Annotated in this window: 13 protein-coding genes; 5 read left to right on the top strand and 8 right to left on the bottom strand. The window is 33.5% G+C overall.

Annotated elements, in window-relative coordinates:
* Nucleotides 1–113 precede the first annotated feature (113 nt).
* Complete coding sequence (locus LACWKB10_RS07855; RefSeq protein ID WP_034980884.1) at nucleotides 114–1,637, bottom strand: SLAP domain-containing protein; 1,524 nt, start codon at nucleotides 1,635–1,637, stop codon at nucleotides 114–116.
* 178 nt (nucleotides 1,638–1,815) lie between these two features.
* Between LACWKB10_RS07855 and LACWKB10_RS07850 the strand changes: the two genes are divergently transcribed.
* Entirely contained in the window at nucleotides 1,816–3,657 is a 1,842-nt protein-coding gene (locus LACWKB10_RS07850; RefSeq protein ID WP_052060342.1) for a BspA family leucine-rich repeat surface protein, read from the top strand.
* A 63-nt stretch (nucleotides 3,658–3,720) separates the two neighbouring features.
* Here LACWKB10_RS07850 and LACWKB10_RS07845 read toward each other — a convergent pair whose 3' ends face one another.
* Nucleotides 3,721–5,241 (bottom strand): SLAP domain-containing protein, encoded by a 1,521-nt coding sequence (locus LACWKB10_RS07845; protein WP_034980881.1) that lies wholly within the window; start codon nucleotides 5,239–5,241, stop codon nucleotides 3,721–3,723.
* Nucleotides 5,242–5,450: 209 nt separating this feature from the next.
* On the opposite strand from LACWKB10_RS07845, the gene LACWKB10_RS07840 reads away from it, so the two are divergent.
* Nucleotides 5,451–7,457, top strand: a complete 2,007-nt coding sequence (locus LACWKB10_RS07840) for a BspA family leucine-rich repeat surface protein (RefSeq protein WP_052060341.1) — start codon at nucleotides 5,451–5,453, stop codon at nucleotides 7,455–7,457.
* A gap of 106 nt (nucleotides 7,458–7,563) precedes the next feature.
* Here LACWKB10_RS07840 and LACWKB10_RS07835 read toward each other — a convergent pair whose 3' ends face one another.
* Nucleotides 7,564–8,313: a hypothetical protein gene (locus LACWKB10_RS07835; RefSeq protein WP_034980878.1), complete on the bottom strand. Its 750-nt coding sequence runs from the start codon at nucleotides 8,311–8,313 to the stop codon at nucleotides 7,564–7,566.
* A gap of 209 nt (nucleotides 8,314–8,522) precedes the next feature.
* Nucleotides 8,523–10,046 (bottom strand): SLAP domain-containing protein, encoded by a 1,524-nt coding sequence (locus LACWKB10_RS07830; protein ID WP_034980876.1) that lies wholly within the window; start codon nucleotides 10,044–10,046, stop codon nucleotides 8,523–8,525.
* Between the two features lie 342 nt (nucleotides 10,047–10,388).
* Here LACWKB10_RS07830 and LACWKB10_RS07825 point away from each other — a divergent pair, with 342 nt between their 5' ends.
* Nucleotides 10,389–12,311, top strand: a complete 1,923-nt coding sequence (locus tag LACWKB10_RS07825) for a P-loop NTPase fold protein (protein WP_034980874.1) — start codon at nucleotides 10,389–10,391, stop codon at nucleotides 12,309–12,311.
* 67 nt (nucleotides 12,312–12,378) lie between these two features.
* Here the strand turns inward: LACWKB10_RS07825 and LACWKB10_RS07820 are convergent, their stop codons facing one another.
* Nucleotides 12,379–13,908: an SLAP domain-containing protein gene (locus tag LACWKB10_RS07820; protein WP_034980872.1), complete on the bottom strand. Its 1,530-nt coding sequence runs from the start codon at nucleotides 13,906–13,908 to the stop codon at nucleotides 12,379–12,381.
* 160 nt (nucleotides 13,909–14,068) lie between these two features.
* Between LACWKB10_RS07820 and LACWKB10_RS07815 the strand changes: the two genes are divergently transcribed.
* Nucleotides 14,069–15,391 carry a replication-associated recombination protein A gene (locus LACWKB10_RS07815; RefSeq protein ID WP_034980870.1) on the top strand — a complete coding sequence of 441 codons (1,323 nt, stop codon included), beginning with the start codon at nucleotides 14,069–14,071 and terminating at the stop codon, nucleotides 15,389–15,391.
* 200 nt (nucleotides 15,392–15,591) lie between these two features.
* Here the strand turns inward: LACWKB10_RS07815 and LACWKB10_RS07810 are convergent, their stop codons facing one another.
* Nucleotides 15,592–15,903 carry a hypothetical protein gene (locus LACWKB10_RS07810; RefSeq protein WP_034980868.1) on the bottom strand — a complete coding sequence of 104 codons (312 nt, stop codon included), beginning with the start codon at nucleotides 15,901–15,903 and terminating at the stop codon, nucleotides 15,592–15,594.
* A gap of 382 nt (nucleotides 15,904–16,285) precedes the next feature.
* Here LACWKB10_RS07810 and LACWKB10_RS07805 point away from each other — a divergent pair, with 382 nt between their 5' ends.
* Nucleotides 16,286–16,657, top strand: a complete 372-nt coding sequence (locus LACWKB10_RS07805) for a hypothetical protein (RefSeq protein ID WP_152560580.1) — start codon at nucleotides 16,286–16,288, stop codon at nucleotides 16,655–16,657.
* Between the two features lie 308 nt (nucleotides 16,658–16,965).
* On the opposite strand, the gene LACWKB10_RS07800 is transcribed toward LACWKB10_RS07805, so the two are convergent.
* Both LACWKB10_RS07800 and LACWKB10_RS07795 read right to left on the bottom strand, forming a co-directional pair.
* Complete coding sequence (locus LACWKB10_RS07800; RefSeq protein ID WP_034980863.1) at nucleotides 16,966–17,781, bottom strand: alpha/beta hydrolase; 816 nt, start codon at nucleotides 17,779–17,781, stop codon at nucleotides 16,966–16,968.
* Nucleotides 17,771–19,351 carry a PucR family transcriptional regulator gene (locus LACWKB10_RS07795; RefSeq protein WP_034980861.1) on the bottom strand — a complete coding sequence of 527 codons (1,581 nt, stop codon included), beginning with the start codon at nucleotides 19,349–19,351 and terminating at the stop codon, nucleotides 17,771–17,773. The genes LACWKB10_RS07800 and LACWKB10_RS07795 overlap by 11 nt, the downstream gene beginning before the upstream one ends.
* Nucleotides 19,352–19,413 lie beyond the last annotated feature (62 nt).

Here is a 19,413-nt window from a genome sequence, read left to right as displayed (position 1 = left end):
TTAGTAAAATAAAAGGATTAGCTCATTGATATGACCTCCAAATTTAGGACAAATTTGAGAGTTCACATCACATTTCAGAACTAATCCTTTTTAGTTTGTCTTTTTAGTAAACTTTAGGCAAATTCAGGGAAGTTTAAAGTTTTTATTTGTGTTTTAGTAGTTTTTAACAGCCAGATTGCCTGATCTACTTGTGCCAGTGTCGCTTTGCTCGACCGTAAGACAACAGCAGCATTAGCTAAAGCATAGTCATAGCTCTGCATAAGTGCATCATAATGGACACTCTCGTTAATAGTTTGCTGTCCAGAGTCAAAGTCTTTCTGGAGCTTCACTTTATCGCTGTCGGTTGCTACTTTCTGTTTCTGCTCAGCTGCTAATGAAGTGTTTACAGGAGAAAGTTTTATGCCCCAGCTAAATTTCACATCACTTGCTTTGACGAAACTGTTAGCTGCTATTATTTTTTCACTGGTGGTTAGAGTGATTGGACCATATTTTTTGTCAGTCGCTGGAGCCTTTAGTTGTGTGCCATCATTGTTGATAAGGGCTTTTCTGTCTAAATTGTTACTCAGAAGGTGATAATACAACTCCGCTTTGTTTGTAGCCGCATTCCAAATATAGAATAAGCCGTCAACATTAAAATCAGACTGCTTTGCAGTATTAAAACTAATCCCAACGGATTTTCCTGTGGCGTCATAGAGCTTAACGTTTGCAGTAGTCTTTGCAGTAACAAAACTATAGGTTAAATCAGAGTAGTCGGTCGTTGGTAAGTAATTTCTCAGGTTGATACAGTTTTCATCTATGTATTCATCATGATGATTATGCAGGCGGAAAATATAGCCTTCAAAATCTTCTGCCCAAGGTTCAACAGCTAAGTCAACTTTTATTTTCTGACCCTTTTTTAAAATATGTTTGGTTTTCATTTCGTTTAAAGTCTGAGTAGCTGTCTTTTTGAGAACGATGGCCGTTGTAACCCCATTGTAAGTTAGAGGATAACCATCTAAACTTGCAACATTATAGGCTTTGACATAGCGATTTTTACCAATGGCATAATAATTTTTCCCTTTGATTTTTGTGAGTGGAAGATAGAAAAAGTGCTCATCGTTATCTGATTTAAAGTATTTACTATAATAGTATTTTGGTCTTGACTTAACTTGTTTAACTTTGCCCTGATACTTAACAATAGCGCGCTTAGGTAAAGTATAACCACTCTTGTTACCGGCTTTAGTATATACAGCTGATTTCTGTAATAAAACCAATTTGCCCTTTTTGCTGTTCTTACCATTGACTTCTTTAATATCCGCCGTACTAATGTAGCAGCCATCACCAATATTATAGAATTTTTGTCCATTAATTATTTTGGTGCCGTAATATTGCATAACATCTGCATTGAATCCTGGAATGTACTTATAGCCACTGGCATCATCTTCAGCATAAGGCAGATATTTGTTCTTGTTTTTAATTTTATGACCATATTTATTATAAAGATGGGCATCATAGATTAACGTGATTTTACCCTTTGCGGTCTTTTTACTGCTTTTGGCAGCTGCAACTGTATGTATTTGATTGCAATTTGCTAAAAAAGGTGTGACGACCAATGCCAAAGCCGTAATCGCCAAACAGATTTTTTTGGTAAGTTTCATGATTTACCTCCTTACTAATTCTTTCTACTAAATTTATTATAACCTAATATAGGTGCAGCAATACATGTCTTACAGTAAAAGAATAACAGTCTGGCAAAGTTTAACTTAAGTTTTAAATCATTAATAAGTTTTAAGCAAAAAACCCGTATAATTAGGGTAAGAGAAAAGAGGTATCAAGATGAAGCTTCCAAATTTAATCAAGTTTGAAAAAACTGGGATAGGTATTGCAACAATGGCATTAGGTTTAGTCGTAACGGTGCAAACAAACGTAAATGTTGCTGCTGCAACAGAAACTCCTGCTGTTGTCCCAATTAGTGCGACAGGTTTGCCATCTGATGCCGGTCTGTGGACTGGCACTGATGGCAGCTGCACATGGCAATACGACGTTATTAGTAGAACTCTGCGGATTAGTGGCGCGCAAAAGAGCAGTCAATTATCCAGCACACCATTTTTAAAGCAGTTTAAATGGTCTGGCAATATTGAGCATATTGTGTTTGAAACACCAGTTCAAATGGCTCCGAATTCGGCAGAAAAGTTTTCCGGTCTTGAGTATTTGGAGGATATTACAGGTCTCGACAAAGTTGATACTAGTCAAGTGACAAATATGGCTTTGCTTTTTACTAATGACAAAGCTCTAACTAAAGCTGATGTGAGTCACTTTGATACCAGCCAAGTGACTAGCATGGAACGAATGTTTGACAACACAGCATTAACAGAAGTAGATTTGAGCAGTTTTAATACAAGCAAAGTCACAAATATGAGCGGTATGTTTAGAAACAGCCCGATGAAACATCTTAATTTGAAAAGTTTTGCTACCAGCCAAGTGATCGATATGGCAGATATGTTTGCGGATAGCGATGTGGCAGAGCTTGATCTGGCTAATTTTGATACCGATAATGTCACTAACATGTCTGGTATGTTTGCTGGAATAAAAGTTCCTGAACTAAATCTTGAGCACTTTAACACTAGTAAAGTTAATAATATGTCAGGTATGTTTTCCGGTACCCAAAATCTGTCAAGTCTTGATTTGAGTAATTTTGATACTAGTCAAGTGACAGATATGGCGGAAATGTTTAGGGGTAGTAATGTTACTCACTTAAATTTGGCTAATTGGAACACCAAAAACGTCACTAGTATGAAAAATATGTTCCAAGGGTGTTCTGACTTAACTAAACTTGACTTAAGCGGCTTTAATACCGGTAATGTTACAGATATGTCTGGTATGTTTGCAAAATTCGCCCATTTGGATCAGCTAAACTTCAGTCACTTTGATACGAGTAAAGTTAAAGATATGAAAGAAATGTTCGCAGACAATCCAGCTGTTACTAGTTTGGATTTAAGCAGTTTTGATACCAGCAACGTTACTAATATGATCTCGCTGTTTTCTGGAGACAGCTCTTTGGCTAAGCTCAATTTAACGGGCTGGAATACCAAGAACGTACGCTGGATGAATTCAATGTTCAGTGGTGACAGCAGTCTAAAAGACATTGACTTGAGATACTTTAATACTGCCCAAGTTACTGATATGCTTAGGATGTTTAAAGGTGCAAAAAGTCTTGAACAGCTTGACCTGCATACTTGGGATACACGTCAGGTTACCAGGGTCAGCCAAATGTTTATGGACTGTGATAATCTTGTTTTTGTTGATTTGCGTGGCTGGCGGTTACCAAAAATGTATGATTCAACGGAAATGTTTACTAATGATCAGAAGCTAGCTGGAGTTGATTTAAGCCATTTTAATATTCATAATAGTCAGATTTTGAAAAATGCTGGTAATCCTAAAGGATTTGTTGTCAAGCTCGGTCATTACCGCTTACGTAAGAGTTCAGGAGTAGGCCAAGGCTTTAAACATATCCAAGCTGTTGGCAAAGGCACAATTGCCAAGCCTCGGGGCAAGAAGTATACTGAAAAGCAATTGCTAAAACTGTATAACCATTCGGCTAAAAAGAGTCCTAAAGAAACTTATGTTATGTATAATGGCAAAAAGCCCCAGCTGCCTAAAGGATTCAATCTCAAATAGATAAGACAAAAAAGGCTAGTTCGTTTTAAGTACGAATTAGCCTTTTGTATTAGTCTAAAAAATTTAATCGCCCTGAGGAACAGACATAGTTGTCAGTTGCTCTTTAGCAGTTTTAACATACCAGACAGCTTCATCAACTTGGGCGATAGTTGCCTTATCAGATCTTATTATGGCAGAGGCATTACTTAAGGAGCTATCATAATTATTCATTAGATCCGTATCATATTTAGCATTTTGATCTAAATCTTTGCCCTCATTAAAAAGTGCCAGTAATTCTTGCTTGTCAGCAGTCGTTGCAACTCTTTGATCATTTTTTGCCTGCTCAACCGTATTAAGTGCTTTCAGCTTTAACCCGCTGACGTATTTAACATCGCTAACTTTGATAAAGTTATTGCCATAGTTTAATTTTGGATTATTACTGTGGGTTACTGAGTCTTGATCTGATACCGGATCTGGTTGACTGTCATCAATTACATTAGTGTCGCTGTAATTTAGACAGTGATAAAACAGTTCCGCCTTGTTTTTCTCAGGAATCCACAAGTACATTAAGCCATCAACCGTCAGATTACTATGTGTCGGCTTCATGATATGCTTACCAGTTGCCTTGCCAGAAGTATCATAAAGTTCAACGCTGTTGCCTGCTAATGGGGTGACATAAGTGTAGACTAAGTCGCTATAGTCAATGATAGGCAGGTTCCTTTTCAGTTTAACTTCGTATTCTGAAACATATTCATCTGGGTGATCGTGCAATCTGTATATATAACCCTCAAAGCCATCAATTTCGTATGGAATAACAGTTAAATCAAGTTTAATCTTTTGTCCTTTTTTCAGTTTCCGCTTTGCAGCAGAATAATTTACCGTTGTGCTGGAGGTGTTCCTAAGGACAGTCGCTGACGAAACACCATTGTAGCGAGCAATGTGACCATTAATGTAGCCGACATTAGCTGCCTTAATGTAGCGATTATGTCCTAAAGAGTAATAATATTTCCCTTTAATTTTATGAGTAGGTATATATCTGGGCTTGAAGTATCTGTCTAAATCATTAAGATAATAAAAGTATTTGGGTGTTTTGGTAGCAGTCTTAGCTTTTCCTTGATACTTGACAATTGCATCAGTTCTTAATTTCTTACCAGTTGCTTTGCCAGTCTTGGTGTAAATCAATGAATTGTGACTTAATACTAGTTTGCCTTTTTTAATATCATGGCCTTTTACTTCTAAAATATCGGCATTTTTAACGTAATAGTTATGACCAAGGTTGTAAAATTTTTGCCCGTTAATTTTTTTAGTGCCGTAGTAGGAATAACTGGTTCTGCCATCGCTGTATTCATCAATTTCCATGTCAGTAATCACGTAGCCCTTGGAATCAGCGCTAAAACCTTCAGGAACGGTAAAGCCGTGAGAAATATTCAATTTTATTTTATGACCTGCTTGAGTATAAACATAATCATTTTTAAGCAGCGTAACTTCTCCTTTGGCTTTCTGAGTAGCTTCTACTGTTTGGGAATTGGTGATATTTGGCAATAATGGACCAGCAGTTAGTAATAAGGCTGTTAGTCCAATATAAATTTTCTTAAAACGTTTCATATTATGACCTCACAAATTATGACCTTACAAAGATGAGCTTATAATTTAATGTTATCGTAACCTAAAATGAAACTCAAATTTATTTTATCTGGTGAATTTAATGGATTTGCCTGGCTTTCATTATTTTTAGCAACTAGGAAAATTATATTTTGCAATATTTGGGGTTTGAAACGGCTTATAATTAAGTTAATGAAAAGGAGGTCATGATAATGAATCACAACCATTCAAAACAAATTTTAGGTTTAGTTAAAAAAGTTGGTGTTAGCAGCAGTCTTGCTTTTTGTGGACTGAACTTAATGGCAACTGCTGTTAAGCCGGTTTCTGCTGCAACTAATAAACCTGCTGCTAGCGACCAAGTGAATAATGATATTCAAGAAATACCAGGTATTTGGTCGGGCAAAGATGGTGACTGCAACTGGAATTATGATATTGTTACCAGAACTCTGACAATTAAAGGAACTCAGAAAAATAGCACTCTTTCGAGTCGCCCGTTTAATGAAGAATGGAGTTGGGGGAAAAATATTACCCATATTGTTTTTGCCTCCCCCGTAAAACTTCCTGCAGATTCAAAATATAAGTTTAGCGAGCTAAATAATTTGAGAGACATTAAGGGACTGGACTTAGTTGACACCAGTGAAGTCATTGACATGAGTGGCTTGTTTGATATGGATCAGGCTCTGACTGAGCTTGATTTAAGTCACTTTCAAACTGATAAAGTAACTGATATGAATAGAATGTTTGAGTCCACAGGACTTTCAACGCTAGATTTGAGCAGTTTTAATACTAGCAATGTCACTAACATGAATTATATGTTTAGTAATTGCACTGCTGAAAACATTAACTTGACCAGTTTTAATACTAGTAATGTCACTAAAATGGATTATATGTTTAATGGTTGCACTGCCAAAAGCATTAACTTGAGTAGTTTTAACACCAGTCGCGTTACTGAAATGAGTAATATGTTTAGTCTAACCAAACTTCAAAATCTTAATTTTGCTGACCTTGATACAAGTAATGTGACTGATATGTCAGGAATGTTTGAGCGGGCTGATATTTCTAATTTAGATTTTGCCAAACTCAATACTAGTAAAGTTACAGACATGGAAAACATGTTCTCAGGAACAACTGGGGTAAAGACCCTGGACCTTAGTTCATTAGATACCAGTAATGTTATTAAGATGTCAAATATGTTTGCTTCAAGCAAAATAACAAAATTAGTTTTAGACAATTGGGACACCAATAAGGTAACAGATATGTCGTATATGTTTGTTGAATGTCCTAATTTAACGGATGTTGACTTGAGCAAATTGCATACGGCAAATGTCACAAACATGTCATACATGTTCGAAGGCTTTTCACAGTTAGAGCAATTAAATCTAGCCAAACTTGATACTCATAATGTTAAAAACATGAGAGGAATGTTTGCGAAAAATCCTAATCTAAAGAGTATAAATTTGAATCATTTAGATACGTCAAATGCAACTAATATGCGGGAAATGTTTGCGAAAAATCCTAATTTAAAAAGCATAAATTTGAATCATTTAGATACATCAAATGTAACCAATATGCGGGAAATGTTTGCGGAAGATCCTACTATAGAAAGTCTAGATTTAAGTCATTTAAATACTGCCAAAGTTACCACCATGTGGGGGATGTTTACTGGAGATTATTCTTTAACCAATTTGAACTTGGATGGCTGGAACACTGAGAATGTTAAAGACATGACTTATATGTTTGCTGATAATAAGAGTTTGGTTAGCATAGATCTTTCGCATTTCAGAATGACTAATGTTACTAGTACAACTGGGATGTTTAATGATTGTACTAATCTGATGTATGTGAATTTAAGTGGCTGGCATTTACCGAAACTAAAATCTTCAACAATAATGTTTGAAAACGATAAAAAATTAGTTGGAGTTGATTTAAGCAATTTTAACATTCATAACAGTCAAATTTTGCTCAACGCCGGTAATCCCAAAGGCTTTGTTGTCAAGCTCGGGCATTACCGCTTACGTAAAAGTTCGGGAGTAGGCAAGGGCTTTAAACATATCCAAGCAGTGGGTAAAGGGACAATTAGAAAGCCGAAAGGCAAGAAATATACAGAAAAACAATTGCTAAAACTGTATAACCATTCGGCTAAAAAGAGTCCCAAAGAAACTTATGTTATGTATAATGGCAAAAAACCCCGGCTGCCTAAAGGGTTCAAGCTTAAATAGATAAGACAAAAAAGGCTAGTTCGTTTTAAGTACGAATTAGCCTTTTTGTTTTATTAGTTAGGGCACTGAAAATTATTTTAATTTGCCTTCATTAATAAGTTTATCTTCACAGGTTACCCTCACGTTTTGCCAGTTTCTTGTTATGTTCTTTATAACTCTTATCGGATAAGTCAGCGTTAAACTTGTAACCCCGTTTCTTCAAAGCTTTAATATCTTTTTTTACATAAGGTATATTGTATTTATTTGGACCCTTTTTATAATAGCTATAATCATTTAAATAATCCTCATATGCTATTACATCACTCCAACCATAATGTTTCTTAACCTTATTCTTCTTAGGAGGATTTACAGGTTGTGGCTTCAAATCACCCGATGGTTTAGTAGTAGGAACATTTTCCAATTTAATTTGTCTGTTTAACCACTTAATTTCAGCGTTAAGATAATTCTTGAAAGTCTTGGCATACTTAGTCTTATAATTTTTAAAATGCTTCAAGATCTTCTTGTATAGGGCTAATTTTTTAGTCTTATTCGTTAACTTTTGCCCCTTCTTGACGTTCTTATTGAAATAATTATTTGCTTTCTGATGGCGTTTTGACCAGGTCTTCTTAGTCTTGTGGATATTGGTCTTAGGCTCGGGATCATTATCTTGGATAGGTTGGGAAATTGGTTCAGCTACAGGAGTTTCAGTTTTATCTGTTGCACTTGTATCTGGATTATTTGTATTAGTGTTGGTATTAGTATTTGTTTCGTTAGTTGCAGCTACATCTGCTAAAACAGCTGAAGTTTGACTAATAACTGGCGCTAAAACGGTAATACCCGCAACAGCTGCAACAATAATATTTTTATGTAATTTCACTTTGATTTACTCCTTTAAATTTGATTTCAATATCCTTTATCGCTAGGCTTGTCGCAACTTTTTATCAGTTGATAGCTGTTTTTTAATAATTAGTAGCTAATGAACCAGCATTAAACTGATAGTATCGTTTTTGCCATGCTCTACATATTGTCTATTATATTTGCTTGGACTATTTTTGTAAAACTAATATTGCTCCGGCCAGTAGCCATTTAATCACCGGGAGGGGTAGACATAGTTGTCAGCTGCTTTTTAGCGGTTTTAACGTACCAGACAGCTTCATCTACTTGCGTGACAGTTGCCTTATCAGACCTTAAAATAGCAGAAGCGTTTCTTAAGGCACAATCATAATTAGACATGAGATTATCATAAGAGCTATTTTGTGCTATATCTTTTCCTTCGTTAAAAAGTGTGAGCAGTTCCTGCTTGTCAGCTCCTGTCGCAATCTTTTGCCCATTTTCAGCCTGCTCAATCGTATTCAGTGCTTTTAGCTTTAACCCGCTGACGTATTTCACATCATTCACCTTAATAAAGCTATTGCCATAGATTAATGCTTGCTTTTTTGCAGGGTAAGTTGGTTCTGAATTTGGCACCGAGTTTGGTTGGTTGGCATCAATCACACTAGCGTCACTGTAATTTAAACAATGATAAAACAGTTCCGCCTTATTTTCCTCAGGTACCCAGAGATACATTAAGCCATCAACTGTTAGATTACTGTATTGCGGCTTTATAATACGTTTACCAATTGTCTTGCCAGATGTGTCATAAAGTTCAACGCTGTTGTCTGTCACTGGCGTAACGTAAGTATAAACTAAGTCGCGATAGTCAATGATAGGCAAATTCTTTTTCAATTTAACATTGTCCTCATCAACGTATTCATCCGGATAGTCATGCAGTCTGTAAAGATAACCCTCAAAGCCGTCATTTTGGTAAGGAATAACAGTTAAATCAAGTTTAATCTTCTGTCCTTTTTTCAGTTTACGTTTAACGGCAGAATAATTTACCGTTATGCTGGATGTGTTCTTAAGAACAGTCGCTGACGAAACGCCGTTGTAGCGAGCAATGTGACCGTTAATGTAGCCGACGTTAGCTGCTTTAATATAACTATTATGTCCTAAAGAGTAAAAATATTTTCCTTTTATTTTGTGGGTAGGTACGTATTTGGGCTGGAAGTACCTTGCGACATCATTAAGGTAGTAAAAATATTTGGGTGTTTTAGTAGCAGACTTAGCTTTTCCTTGGTACTTAACAACTGTATTAGTTCTTAGTTTCTTTCCCATTGTTTTGCCAGTCTTGGTGTAAATCAGTGCATCGTGTTTGATGGTCAATTTACCTTGTGTGATATTGCGCCCATTGACTTTTAAAACATTAGCACTATTAATGTAATAGTTATGTCCCAAGTGGTAAAATTTTTGTCCGTTAATTTTTTTAGTGCCGTAGTAGGGATAACTGGTTCTACTGTCATCATCATAAACTATCATTTCTGTAATCAAATAGCCTTTGGGATCAGCACTAAAGCCGTTAGGAATGTTATAGCTATGTGTACCCCGATTTTGCTTCAATTTTATTTTATGGCCTGACGGGTTGTAAACATAATCACTCTCAAGCAGTGTGACTTTTCCTTTGGCTTTCTGAGCTGCTTCTACGGTTTGGGAGTTAGCAGTATATGGCAAAAATAGAGTGGTGGATAAAGCCAAGGCTGTTAAGCCAATGCCAACTTTCTTGAAAAATTTCATTTTATGACCTCACAAAAAACGCTTATGTTAATATCATTGTACCCTAAACTGATGTCTAAAATTGTTTTATTATATAAATTACCTAAACTTTTGCGTGGCTTTCAATATTTTTGAAAAGTAAACTGCAATTTTTTGAACTATTTTAGGTGTAAAACAGCATATAATGAACTTAAAAAGTAGTCTTAGTTTGAAGTGAATCTTAATATCATTAGATTCTACCTGCAAAATAATTTTAAGATATATTAGTCCAGTTTTTATTTTGCATTAGACTTTATAAATTTTGGACTAAAAAGTAATGTTATTGGGACCATTAGTAAAATGAAGTTTTTAGTGAGAGGTAGCATGGATCAAGATTGGAAAATAGATAAAATTAACACTACTAATGTTGCTAAAGCTTTTGCAAAGGAGCTTGAAGAAGGGCAACCTAAAACTTTTTTTCTTAATGGTACTTGGGGAAGCGGAAAAACCGAGTACTTGAAAGAAGTTGAGAATGTAAGTAATAACAATTTTAAATTTGTTTATTTGGAATTATGGAAACCTAAAAATAAAGCTTCACTTGCTCAAAATATATTCGAAGCTATTCATCCAAGATTCTATTGGCTAAAGATAATTCTATATATTGCACTGCTCTTTATAACAGTTGTAGCTAGTACATACTTATCAACAATTACTATTATTCAAAGGCAACTTAGTAATCATGAAAAAAGTTGGTTAGTAGTTGTAGCGTGCTTAATCACAACTTTAATTACATATTATCAAAATAAATTTTTTGATATGGATAGGTTATTATTGTGGATAGATAAAAGAAACTTGCAACGTAAAAAGCACCCCAGGATTTTGATAGTTGATGATTTTGACAGACTACATAAGGATGTACAAAACGAACTTTACTTGTTCTTCAACCAACTTAACGGAAAGACAAGAATCATTTTTGTAGGTGATTTTGATAAAATAAGTAAAAATGAAGATAACTATTTAAGTAAGATAATTGATCGTCAAATCGGATTACCTGTGCAATTACAATCGGAGAATATTACAAAATTAATTAATACGAAAATTAGAAATAATCTACAAAACTATAAAAATCCTGACAAAAAGTCTTATCTTTATAAATATACTAGGGATTTTGAATTTAATGATATAGCCGAAATTTTTATTAATGAAAGAAAAAATGCCAGAGATGCTAATAAATATTTGAATTATGTACAGAATCAATTAATAGGTAGGAATAAACTTGATAAGGTTTACTTAACGCAAGAATTGCTTATTATTTATTTGTATTTGTTTCACCGAAATTATTATAATGATTTGTTAAATAATCATTCAGTTGTGCAAGCAGGAAAAAGTAAAACAGAAATTGAAAATTTAATTAATAGAATTTTATTCACAAATAACTCGTTACGAATAAGTTTTAAAAAGAACCCTACTTCTTATTTTATTGATGACCTAGCAACAAATCATAGTATGGCAGAATTAATTGAAACTTCAAAGAATAAAGAGGAACTAAAATCTATATTTTATATAAAAAATAAGAAAGATTATCTAGAATTTTATTATTTTATCACTAAGGATGTAGCAAAAAAAGACTATTCATTTATGGCAGAAGTAGCTATTGAAGTAGTGGGGTCTTCAGAATATGAGATGCCAAATGACTTAATCAGATTTGTATTACAAAAATATGCTAGTCAGCTTTATGATGGAAGAAAAACGAAGATAAACAGCCAATTGTCAGAGCAAGAAAAATTAAAATATAAAGCAAGTGCTGATGAATATGTTATTTCTAAATTTGAAAAGATTCAAAAAGAAGCAGATCATGTAGTTACTAATGGTAAAAAACTTCATATCTATAGAGAATTGGTAGATTTATTTAATTTAGAGCAATTTTCATATGATGATTATGCGCAAAAATATTTCAAACAAATAATAATAAGTTCGGAAAAAGAGAAAGATTTTGGAAGAAAACCGTATGATGCAGAAACATTGCTTTATGTACTAAACTTTAATTATGATCATATAAATTTTTCTAAATTTTATACAAAAATTTCACCTACGGTTGAATCTCAAGTAGAAATTATTGAGAATTTATGTGATACAGAATATTTATACTTTTGGAATATTTATTTGATGTACCCACGCGAGTTTCTTCCAGTTGTGTCAGATGGTAACTTATTATATTTTGATCAACTGCGCTTTTCATATAAAGGAGAAACCTATGCTAATCATGTTCTTGCTCGATGCAGAACTATTAGATTAGCTATGCGTTAACCAAATTATTAACATAAAAATAGAGTTAAACCACTCTTGTTTAAGTGGACTAACTCTATTTTTTAATTTAACTCCATTCGGCGAAGTTTAAAGTACTTAATTGAATTTTGGTTGTGTCAAGTAACCAAATTGCCTGTTTTACTTGTGCAATCGTTGCTTTTGGAGATTGTAAAATAGAAGAAGCAATCATCAAAGCGTTATTATAATTACTTACTGCACTTTGTTGCTCACACTTAACATTCTTGTTATTCTTATTTTCCTCAAATTTTCTTTGCAATTCTTGCTTATCCTTATCTGTTGCTACTTTCTGATCGTTCTCAGCGTCTTTAGCAGTATTGAGAGGGGTAAGCTTAATTCCACTGGCGAAAGTAACATCACTAGCTTTGACAAAGCTGTTAGTATAATGGATCTTATCTTCTGTCGATTCAATTAGTTTATTGTTTTTGTCAAACTCTGGTTTTTTAAGGTCAGTACCATCGTTATTAACAAAATAGTTTCTGTCTATTCTGTAGGTTAAATAGTGATAAAACAGTTCTGCTTTCTTTTCACTAGGTACCCATAAGTAATAAAGACCATCAACGGTCAAGGGGTTTTGCTTACGGTTCCTGTAACTGATACCTGTTGGAGTACCGTCAAAATTATAGAATTTAGTATTTGTCGTAGTATTAGGCCTTACATAGGTGAATGTAAGTTCATCGTAACTTGATGTTGGCAAATAGTTTCTCAATTTAATGTAACTTTGACCAACATATTCGTTAGGATAATCGTGCAGGCGATAGATATAGCCTTCAAAGTCTTCTGCCCAAGGCTGGACCGCTAAATCAACTTTAATTTTTTGACCCTTTTTTAGAACGTGCTTAGTAGAATCATTGGTTAATGTTTGAGTTGTCGTCTTTTTGAGAACAGTGGCATAGGTAACGCCATTATACATAAGAGGATACCCATCTATACTGTCAACGTTATTTGCTCTAATATAACGATTTTTCCCTATTGCATAACAGTCTTTACCATTAACTGTTTCTGTCGGCAAATAATAAAAGGTTGCCTTTTGCTCAGAAACGTTAAATTTTGCAAAATAATATTTTTGCTTGGATTGAGATTGAGATTGCTTAACCTGACCCTGATAGTTAACGACTGATTTAACTGGTAGAGTCTTGCCTTTTAGCTTACCGGTTTTAGTATAGATTGCAGATCTGTGATTCAAAACCAGCTTACCGGTCTTAGAGCTTTTGCCGTTAACGTTATTGACATCACCGTCATTAATATATTCTCCTTGACCAATTTTATAGTATTTTTGCCCATTAATCATTATTGTGCCGTAATAATCTAAGGAGTCGATATCAAAAGAAGAAACATAACAGAATCCATTCACATCTGCTTCAATTTTAGATAGATCTCCGTTTTTTCTTGCTTTAAGTCTTTGACCATATTGATTATATACGGGTGCGTCATTGACTAAAGTAATTCTGTTTTTAGCTAGTTTTTGTGTTTTTGGCGCAGCTTGCACTGTTTGAATATGATTTAGACTTGGCAGCAGCGGACTAATTGTCAACATTGTTGCGGCTAAGCCAAGACCAATTTTCTTAAAAAATTCCATATCTTCACCTCATTATGTGTAACTTAATACCTAATATAATTATAACGCAAACTAGTTAGTAAAATCAGAGCAAACAGATGTTCATTTGTTTTTGCTAGCGTACAAATACTTGTATAATTAGGTTAGTAAGTGTCTAGAAGTAAACAAAGAAGATGTAATGATGAAGCAAGAATCATTATTTGCAAATAATGGGCAAAATGAACCATTGGCTAACCGTGTACGTCCCCAAAATCTAGATCAGTTTGTAGGACAAGAACAGTTGCTGGGACCGGGAAAAATTTTGCGAGAAATCATTGATAATGACCAGGTTTCCTCAATGATTTTTTGGGGGCCACCGGGAGTCGGCAAAACGACTTTGGCTGAAATAATTGCCCGGCAGAGTCAAGCGAGCTTTTTTAATTTTAGTGCGGTTGACAGCAGCATTACTAAAATTCGTAAAATTATGAAGCAGGCTGAAGCAGAACACGAAGTGGGGCAAAAAACGCTGGTATTTGTAGATGAAATCCATCGCTTTAATAAAGCACAACAAGATGCTTTTTTACCCTATGTTGAACGTGGCAGTATCACGTTAATTGGCGCCACGACCGAAAATCCTTCCTTTGAAGTTAATTCGGCACTGCTTTCACGCTGCAAGGTTTTTGTCTTAAAACCGCTTGAAGTCAAAGATATTATCAAGTTATTGCAAAATGCTTTGCGCAACCCTAACGGTTTTGGCAAATTTACCGTCAAAATCAGTGAGCAGGAGGTTAAAGCCATTGCCAAATTTGCCAACGGTGATGCCAGAACTGCTTTAAACACGCTGGAGATGGCGGTTTTAAATGGCAACAAAAGTGGTAATACGATCGCCGTGACTATGGATAGTCTGGGGCAATTAATCACACAAAAGTCAGTCTTGTATGATAAAGACGGGGAAGAACACTACAATATTATCTCAGCTTTGCATAAATCAATGCGTAACAGCGATGTAAACGCGGCAATTTATTGGCTGTCGCGCATGCTTGAAGGTGGAGAAGATCCGCTTTATATTGCACGAAGACTAGTGCGCTTTGCCAGTGAAGATATTGGCTTGGCTGATACTAATGCACTGAATGTAGCGGTCAACGTCTTTCAGGCTTGCCAATTTATAGGGATGCCGGAATGTGATGTGCATTTGACGGAAGCTGTGATTTATCTGTCACTTGCTCCGAAATCAAACGCAGTTTATAAGGCTAGACTAGCTGCTGAAGAAGATGTTAAGAAGACTATTGATGAACCAGTACCTTTGCAGATTCGCAATGCCCCAACTAAGTTAATGAAAGATTTGGGCTATGGTAAAGGTTACCAGCTGGCGCATTATGCTAAAGACAAGTTAACGACAATGAAAACTATGCCACCAAGTTTAGAGGGACATGAATATTATTTGCCAACCTCGCAGGGTCATGAAGACCGCTTTAAAAAGAGGCTGGAGCAGATTAAAGAATGGCACAAAGAACACGATAAATAGCGCGCAGCTTTTAAAGTCTAACTTCATTAGTTTTAATTACCGGGATACTAAAAGAATAATATAATAGATCGATTAGCTGGATGATGAATTAAGCGGACACTGCTATTTGAGCATCAACTAAAAAGCAGGCAAACCACAAATTAAGTGGTTTGCCTGTTTTCGTGTTCTTTCTTTTCTGTGGCAATATTTATTTAAATTCATTATTTGACAAAAAGCATGTTGCCCGAAGCCCACATAATGTAAAAAAACAGAATAACACAAATTATTAGAGCTAATAGCCAACCTAAAACCAAACTTATAATAAAGGTAATATGTTTGTGTTGAAAAAATGTTGTCAATACTTCCGCCAAAGCTGATAGTAGAAGACCTAAGGCGCCAACGCTTAAATCAACAGATTTGAAAAACGGTAAGATTAAAACTAATAAGAATGCGCCTAATACAATAAACCATAAATATTTATAGCCATGATCTATTAGCAGTTGTTCTTTCATCGTAGTCTGGTTTTTGATCATTATTAATAGCTCCAATCATGATATTGCCAAGATTTATTATGCACAAAGCAATATTAAATTTTTCACAGATATCAACTTTTCTATGTCTCTCTGAATTTTTTTCAGATACAAAAAAGCAGTTTTAATTTAACTTAAAATCTCAGTTATATTTATGATAATAATAACTTATAGGTTAGTACATAACTGTTAAGATGTAAAGTGAGTAATTAAAAATAAATTAAATTAAATTTAGTGCTAAATATCATGAAATAAGTGCAGCATTTTTTATGATTTAACTGCAATTACTGATTAGACTGTTGATTAACATTATATTTCATTTATAATTATAAATTATATAATAATTAAAAAATCAAAAAGAAAGGTTATAGGAAATGAGATGAAAATGAAATTAGCAAGAGCCGCCTTACTATTGTTGTGTACATTTGGAATGGCGCTTTTTTTCTCCAATAAGCTGAATTTTAACTTAATATGGTCAATTAGTGCGTTCATCATGACAATAATTGCTACAGCTTGGTTTGAAGTAAAAGAAGATACATTTATTGACCAAGTCGAAAATGATTTAATTTACTGTTTGGCATTACAAGGCGTACCTATTAGTTTTGAAACTTTATATTTGTTAAATATGACAGATGAGCAAGAAGACCACCCGTTATTGATACTCTTTATTATTGTCTTTAATTTAATCTGTGTGTTCTTATTTGACTACTTAATTAATCGAGTTAAATTTTACAAAGTTGAAGATAAAAATGATTAGAATTTAACATAATTTGAGTACTAAGCTATTAAAATGCTTGGTACTTTTTTTCTAGCATAAAGTTCGTCAGACTATTTGATATATACTGGTTTATCATTTTTACAGCAATACTAAATTTTTATAGAAGTTAATATTCCTGAATCTACTTGACATCCTTATCAATATAAGTGTTGGACATAGGAAATAATGAATTGATTACGCAACTGATTATACTGTTACATTAAAACAAATAGTTTTCTGTCCCTGAATCGAGATTTAAAGAAGTGAAAGCCTGAAAAATTATAATTTTGACTTTTATTAGTGAGTTATTAAATCCAATTTTCTAAATTTTGTAATACTTTTTGTACTTGAGGATTGTCTACCTCTTTTAAAAAATCGTGATCTAAGTAATAAAGCGGGTAAAAAACATTATTTGGGGAGAGGTCTTTTAATGATTTGCTGTACTTAAAGGGAACTTCTTTGTCTGATATACTGGCAGCGGAAAAGATAGGAGGAAATTTTTTTAACTCCGCTTTAGTAATTGAATATCTGCTAACTTCGTTTTCTTTGATATCATAAGCTTTTTGCAACTCGCCTTTTTCTACTAAATATAAGTATAGGGGATATCTGGACAAAGCCGAGTCATCATGAATAAAGTTAGTTATATTTATTGAGAGAATTAAATCTTTTGAAATAGGTTTATCTGTTAGTTTTTTACTCCGATTGCTATCTTTGAGATCATAATAGCCATAAAAATTAATAATCTTAGTGGGGTTTTTAATAGTGCTTAGTTTGATAATCTGGTTAACTAACCAGAACATAATGAAGCCCCCAGCTGAACGACCACATAACATGTAATTGAAATTTTGTGGCTTAATTATAGTTTGATATAATTCTAAGAATGATTGTAAAGAAGTTTCTAAAATTGTATTTAAGGATGAATTTGGAGCTAATGGGTAATCTAGAGTAATAACTTCAACCCCCTTTTTTAAGAAAGTACTAGTTAAAGCGTATGGAATATCGTTTCGTGTTCCATATATTAAACCACCTCCGTGAAAATAAATTAAGATGTTAGAAACTGGGGTTTCAGGCATCCATATAGTGTATTGCATTGAATTTGATAATTTTTGAATATTAGGTTTCATTATTTTTCTCCATACTAAGTAAATAAGTTGAAATTTGATAATTGATCAAGTCGATCTGATTTTCAAAATCAATGTGTAATAAATTTTGAATCTTTTTTATCCTATAACGCACTGTTTTTTCATGTACAAATAGTATTTCAGATGCTTTTTTGTAATTTTTGTTGCTATCAAAAAACACTTTTAGCGTTCTAAATAAATCATTATTTTTCTTCTTTAAATCTATCAGGTTTTGCGGGATAAATTTATTTAAAGCATTAGGATTTTTAACTGATAAAAAGTATCTAAATATTCCTAAGTGTTCTATTGAAAAAGCGTGACCAATGAAAATTTTTGAATTGAAACTCAAGGCTTTTAAGCATTCATCTAAAATAGTTTGCATGTTGCGTCTTGTTTTGACTGAGCTAATAACAACTGAAAGATTTGCGTGAAGGTTAAAATATTTAGACAATTTCTTTTCAATTATTTCTGAGTTTAGCTGATTGGAGAGGGCTTCAATATTAAAAAGTATGATTATATAATCACGATGTTCAGAATAAATACTATATCTTTCACAATTTTGAAGTATTGTTCTGATATTATAAAGCTCTATTTTGCTCAAATCTGAAGTAAAAAAAGCACAGGCTTGATAATATTTATAATGGTTTAAATTAACTTCGTCTAATAAAGTTTCGAGTTCTCTGTCGTCTAAAACAGGATATTGCAATATAGTGTCTGCAATATTGTTAAAATGAGCATATTCTTTTTGCTTTAGGGCATACTCTGTTTGTAATTTATTTTGAATAATATCAATAAAATTTTCGAAAATCATTGTGTCTGATTCACTTAATTTTTGAGAATCATGAATTACTAACAATGAATTATTTTCAGTTGTATTGTTATTTGTAAATTCAATTTTTGTAGCATTATATGTTTGATAATTATCAAATGATTCAAGTCTAAATAAATAATATTTATTTTTGACAAATTCAGAATCTTCTTCCGTATAAGGTCTCCCTTCATCAATCACTACATTTTTAGGCATGTCTTTGCTTCTATAATAGGTCGAGTTTGATGCTAAATATAACAAGCAGGGATAGTGAGTTATATTATTAAACTCTCTTAGTAGAACTTCGTAAGAGACAAAACTATCAGCTAAAGGTATCAACCTCTGTCTTGTTTTGTAGTAGTTTTCCAAAACTAGTGATTGATTATTTAAAATTGGTTGATATATCGCTAATAAAATTTTTTCATAATTTAACTCAGTACCAACTTTGATTAACGGAATTCTATATTTATAGCACAAGTTTATAAACCAACGTGGTACCAATTTAATAAGTCTATCAACTTTTACTATAATGCCGCTAATTCCGATCTTCACCATCTTTTTAAAAAAAGTATTCACTTCGTCATATGACAATTTCTGTAAAGCATAAAAAGATGTTAAAATCATTTGATTTTTACGTGACCATTTTTCTATGTCTAAAGCTTCTAATACCATTACTGAATTAATCTCAGTATTTTTTTTCAAATTTGGTGTTAGAAGCTTGCTTTCTTTAAAAATGGGTAATTCTAACAGATCGTATAGTTTCATACTAAATCTCCTTAAATTATTTTTCTTTATCCATTTGGATAAAAAAAGACTAAATAGTTTTA

Source organism: Lactobacillus sp. wkB10 (assembly GCF_000760615.1).
GTDB classification, from domain to species: Bacteria; Bacillota; Bacilli; order Lactobacillales; family Lactobacillaceae; genus Lactobacillus; species Lactobacillus huangpiensis.
This window is presented reverse-complemented; position numbering and strand designations above follow the sequence as displayed.

Excerpts from the sequence above, each read along its gene's own strand:
- LACWKB10_RS07830 (WP_034980876.1), bottom strand. The coding sequence starts at position 10,046 with ATGAAATTTTTCAAGAAAGTTGGCATTGGCTTAACAGCCTTGGCTTTA.
- LACWKB10_RS07810 (WP_034980868.1), bottom strand. The coding sequence starts at position 15,903 with ATGATCAAAAACCAGACTACGATGAAAGAACAACTGCTAATAGATCAT.
- LACWKB10_RS07850 (WP_052060342.1), top strand. The coding sequence starts at position 1,816 with ATGAAGCTTCCAAATTTAATCAAGTTTGAAAAAACTGGGATAGGTATT.
- LACWKB10_RS07795 (WP_034980861.1), bottom strand. The coding sequence starts at position 19,351 with ATGAAACTATACGATCTGTTAGAATTACCCATTTTTAAAGAAAGCAAG.
- LACWKB10_RS07815 (WP_034980870.1), top strand. The coding sequence starts at position 14,069 with ATGAAGCAAGAATCATTATTTGCAAATAATGGGCAAAATGAACCATTG.
- LACWKB10_RS07855 (WP_034980884.1), bottom strand. The coding sequence starts at position 1,637 with ATGAAACTTACCAAAAAAATCTGTTTGGCGATTACGGCTTTGGCATTG.
- LACWKB10_RS07820 (WP_034980872.1), bottom strand. The coding sequence starts at position 13,908 with ATGGAATTTTTTAAGAAAATTGGTCTTGGCTTAGCCGCAACAATGTTG.
- LACWKB10_RS07805 (WP_152560580.1), top strand. The coding sequence starts at position 16,286 with ATGAAATTAGCAAGAGCCGCCTTACTATTGTTGTGTACATTTGGAATG.
- LACWKB10_RS07800 (WP_034980863.1), bottom strand. The coding sequence starts at position 17,781 with ATGAAACCTAATATTCAAAAATTATCAAATTCAATGCAATACACTATA.
- LACWKB10_RS07845 (WP_034980881.1), bottom strand. The coding sequence starts at position 5,241 with ATGAAACGTTTTAAGAAAATTTATATTGGACTAACAGCCTTATTACTA.
- LACWKB10_RS07840 (WP_052060341.1), top strand. The coding sequence starts at position 5,451 with ATGAATCACAACCATTCAAAACAAATTTTAGGTTTAGTTAAAAAAGTT.
- LACWKB10_RS07825 (WP_034980874.1), top strand. The coding sequence starts at position 10,389 with ATGGATCAAGATTGGAAAATAGATAAAATTAACACTACTAATGTTGCT.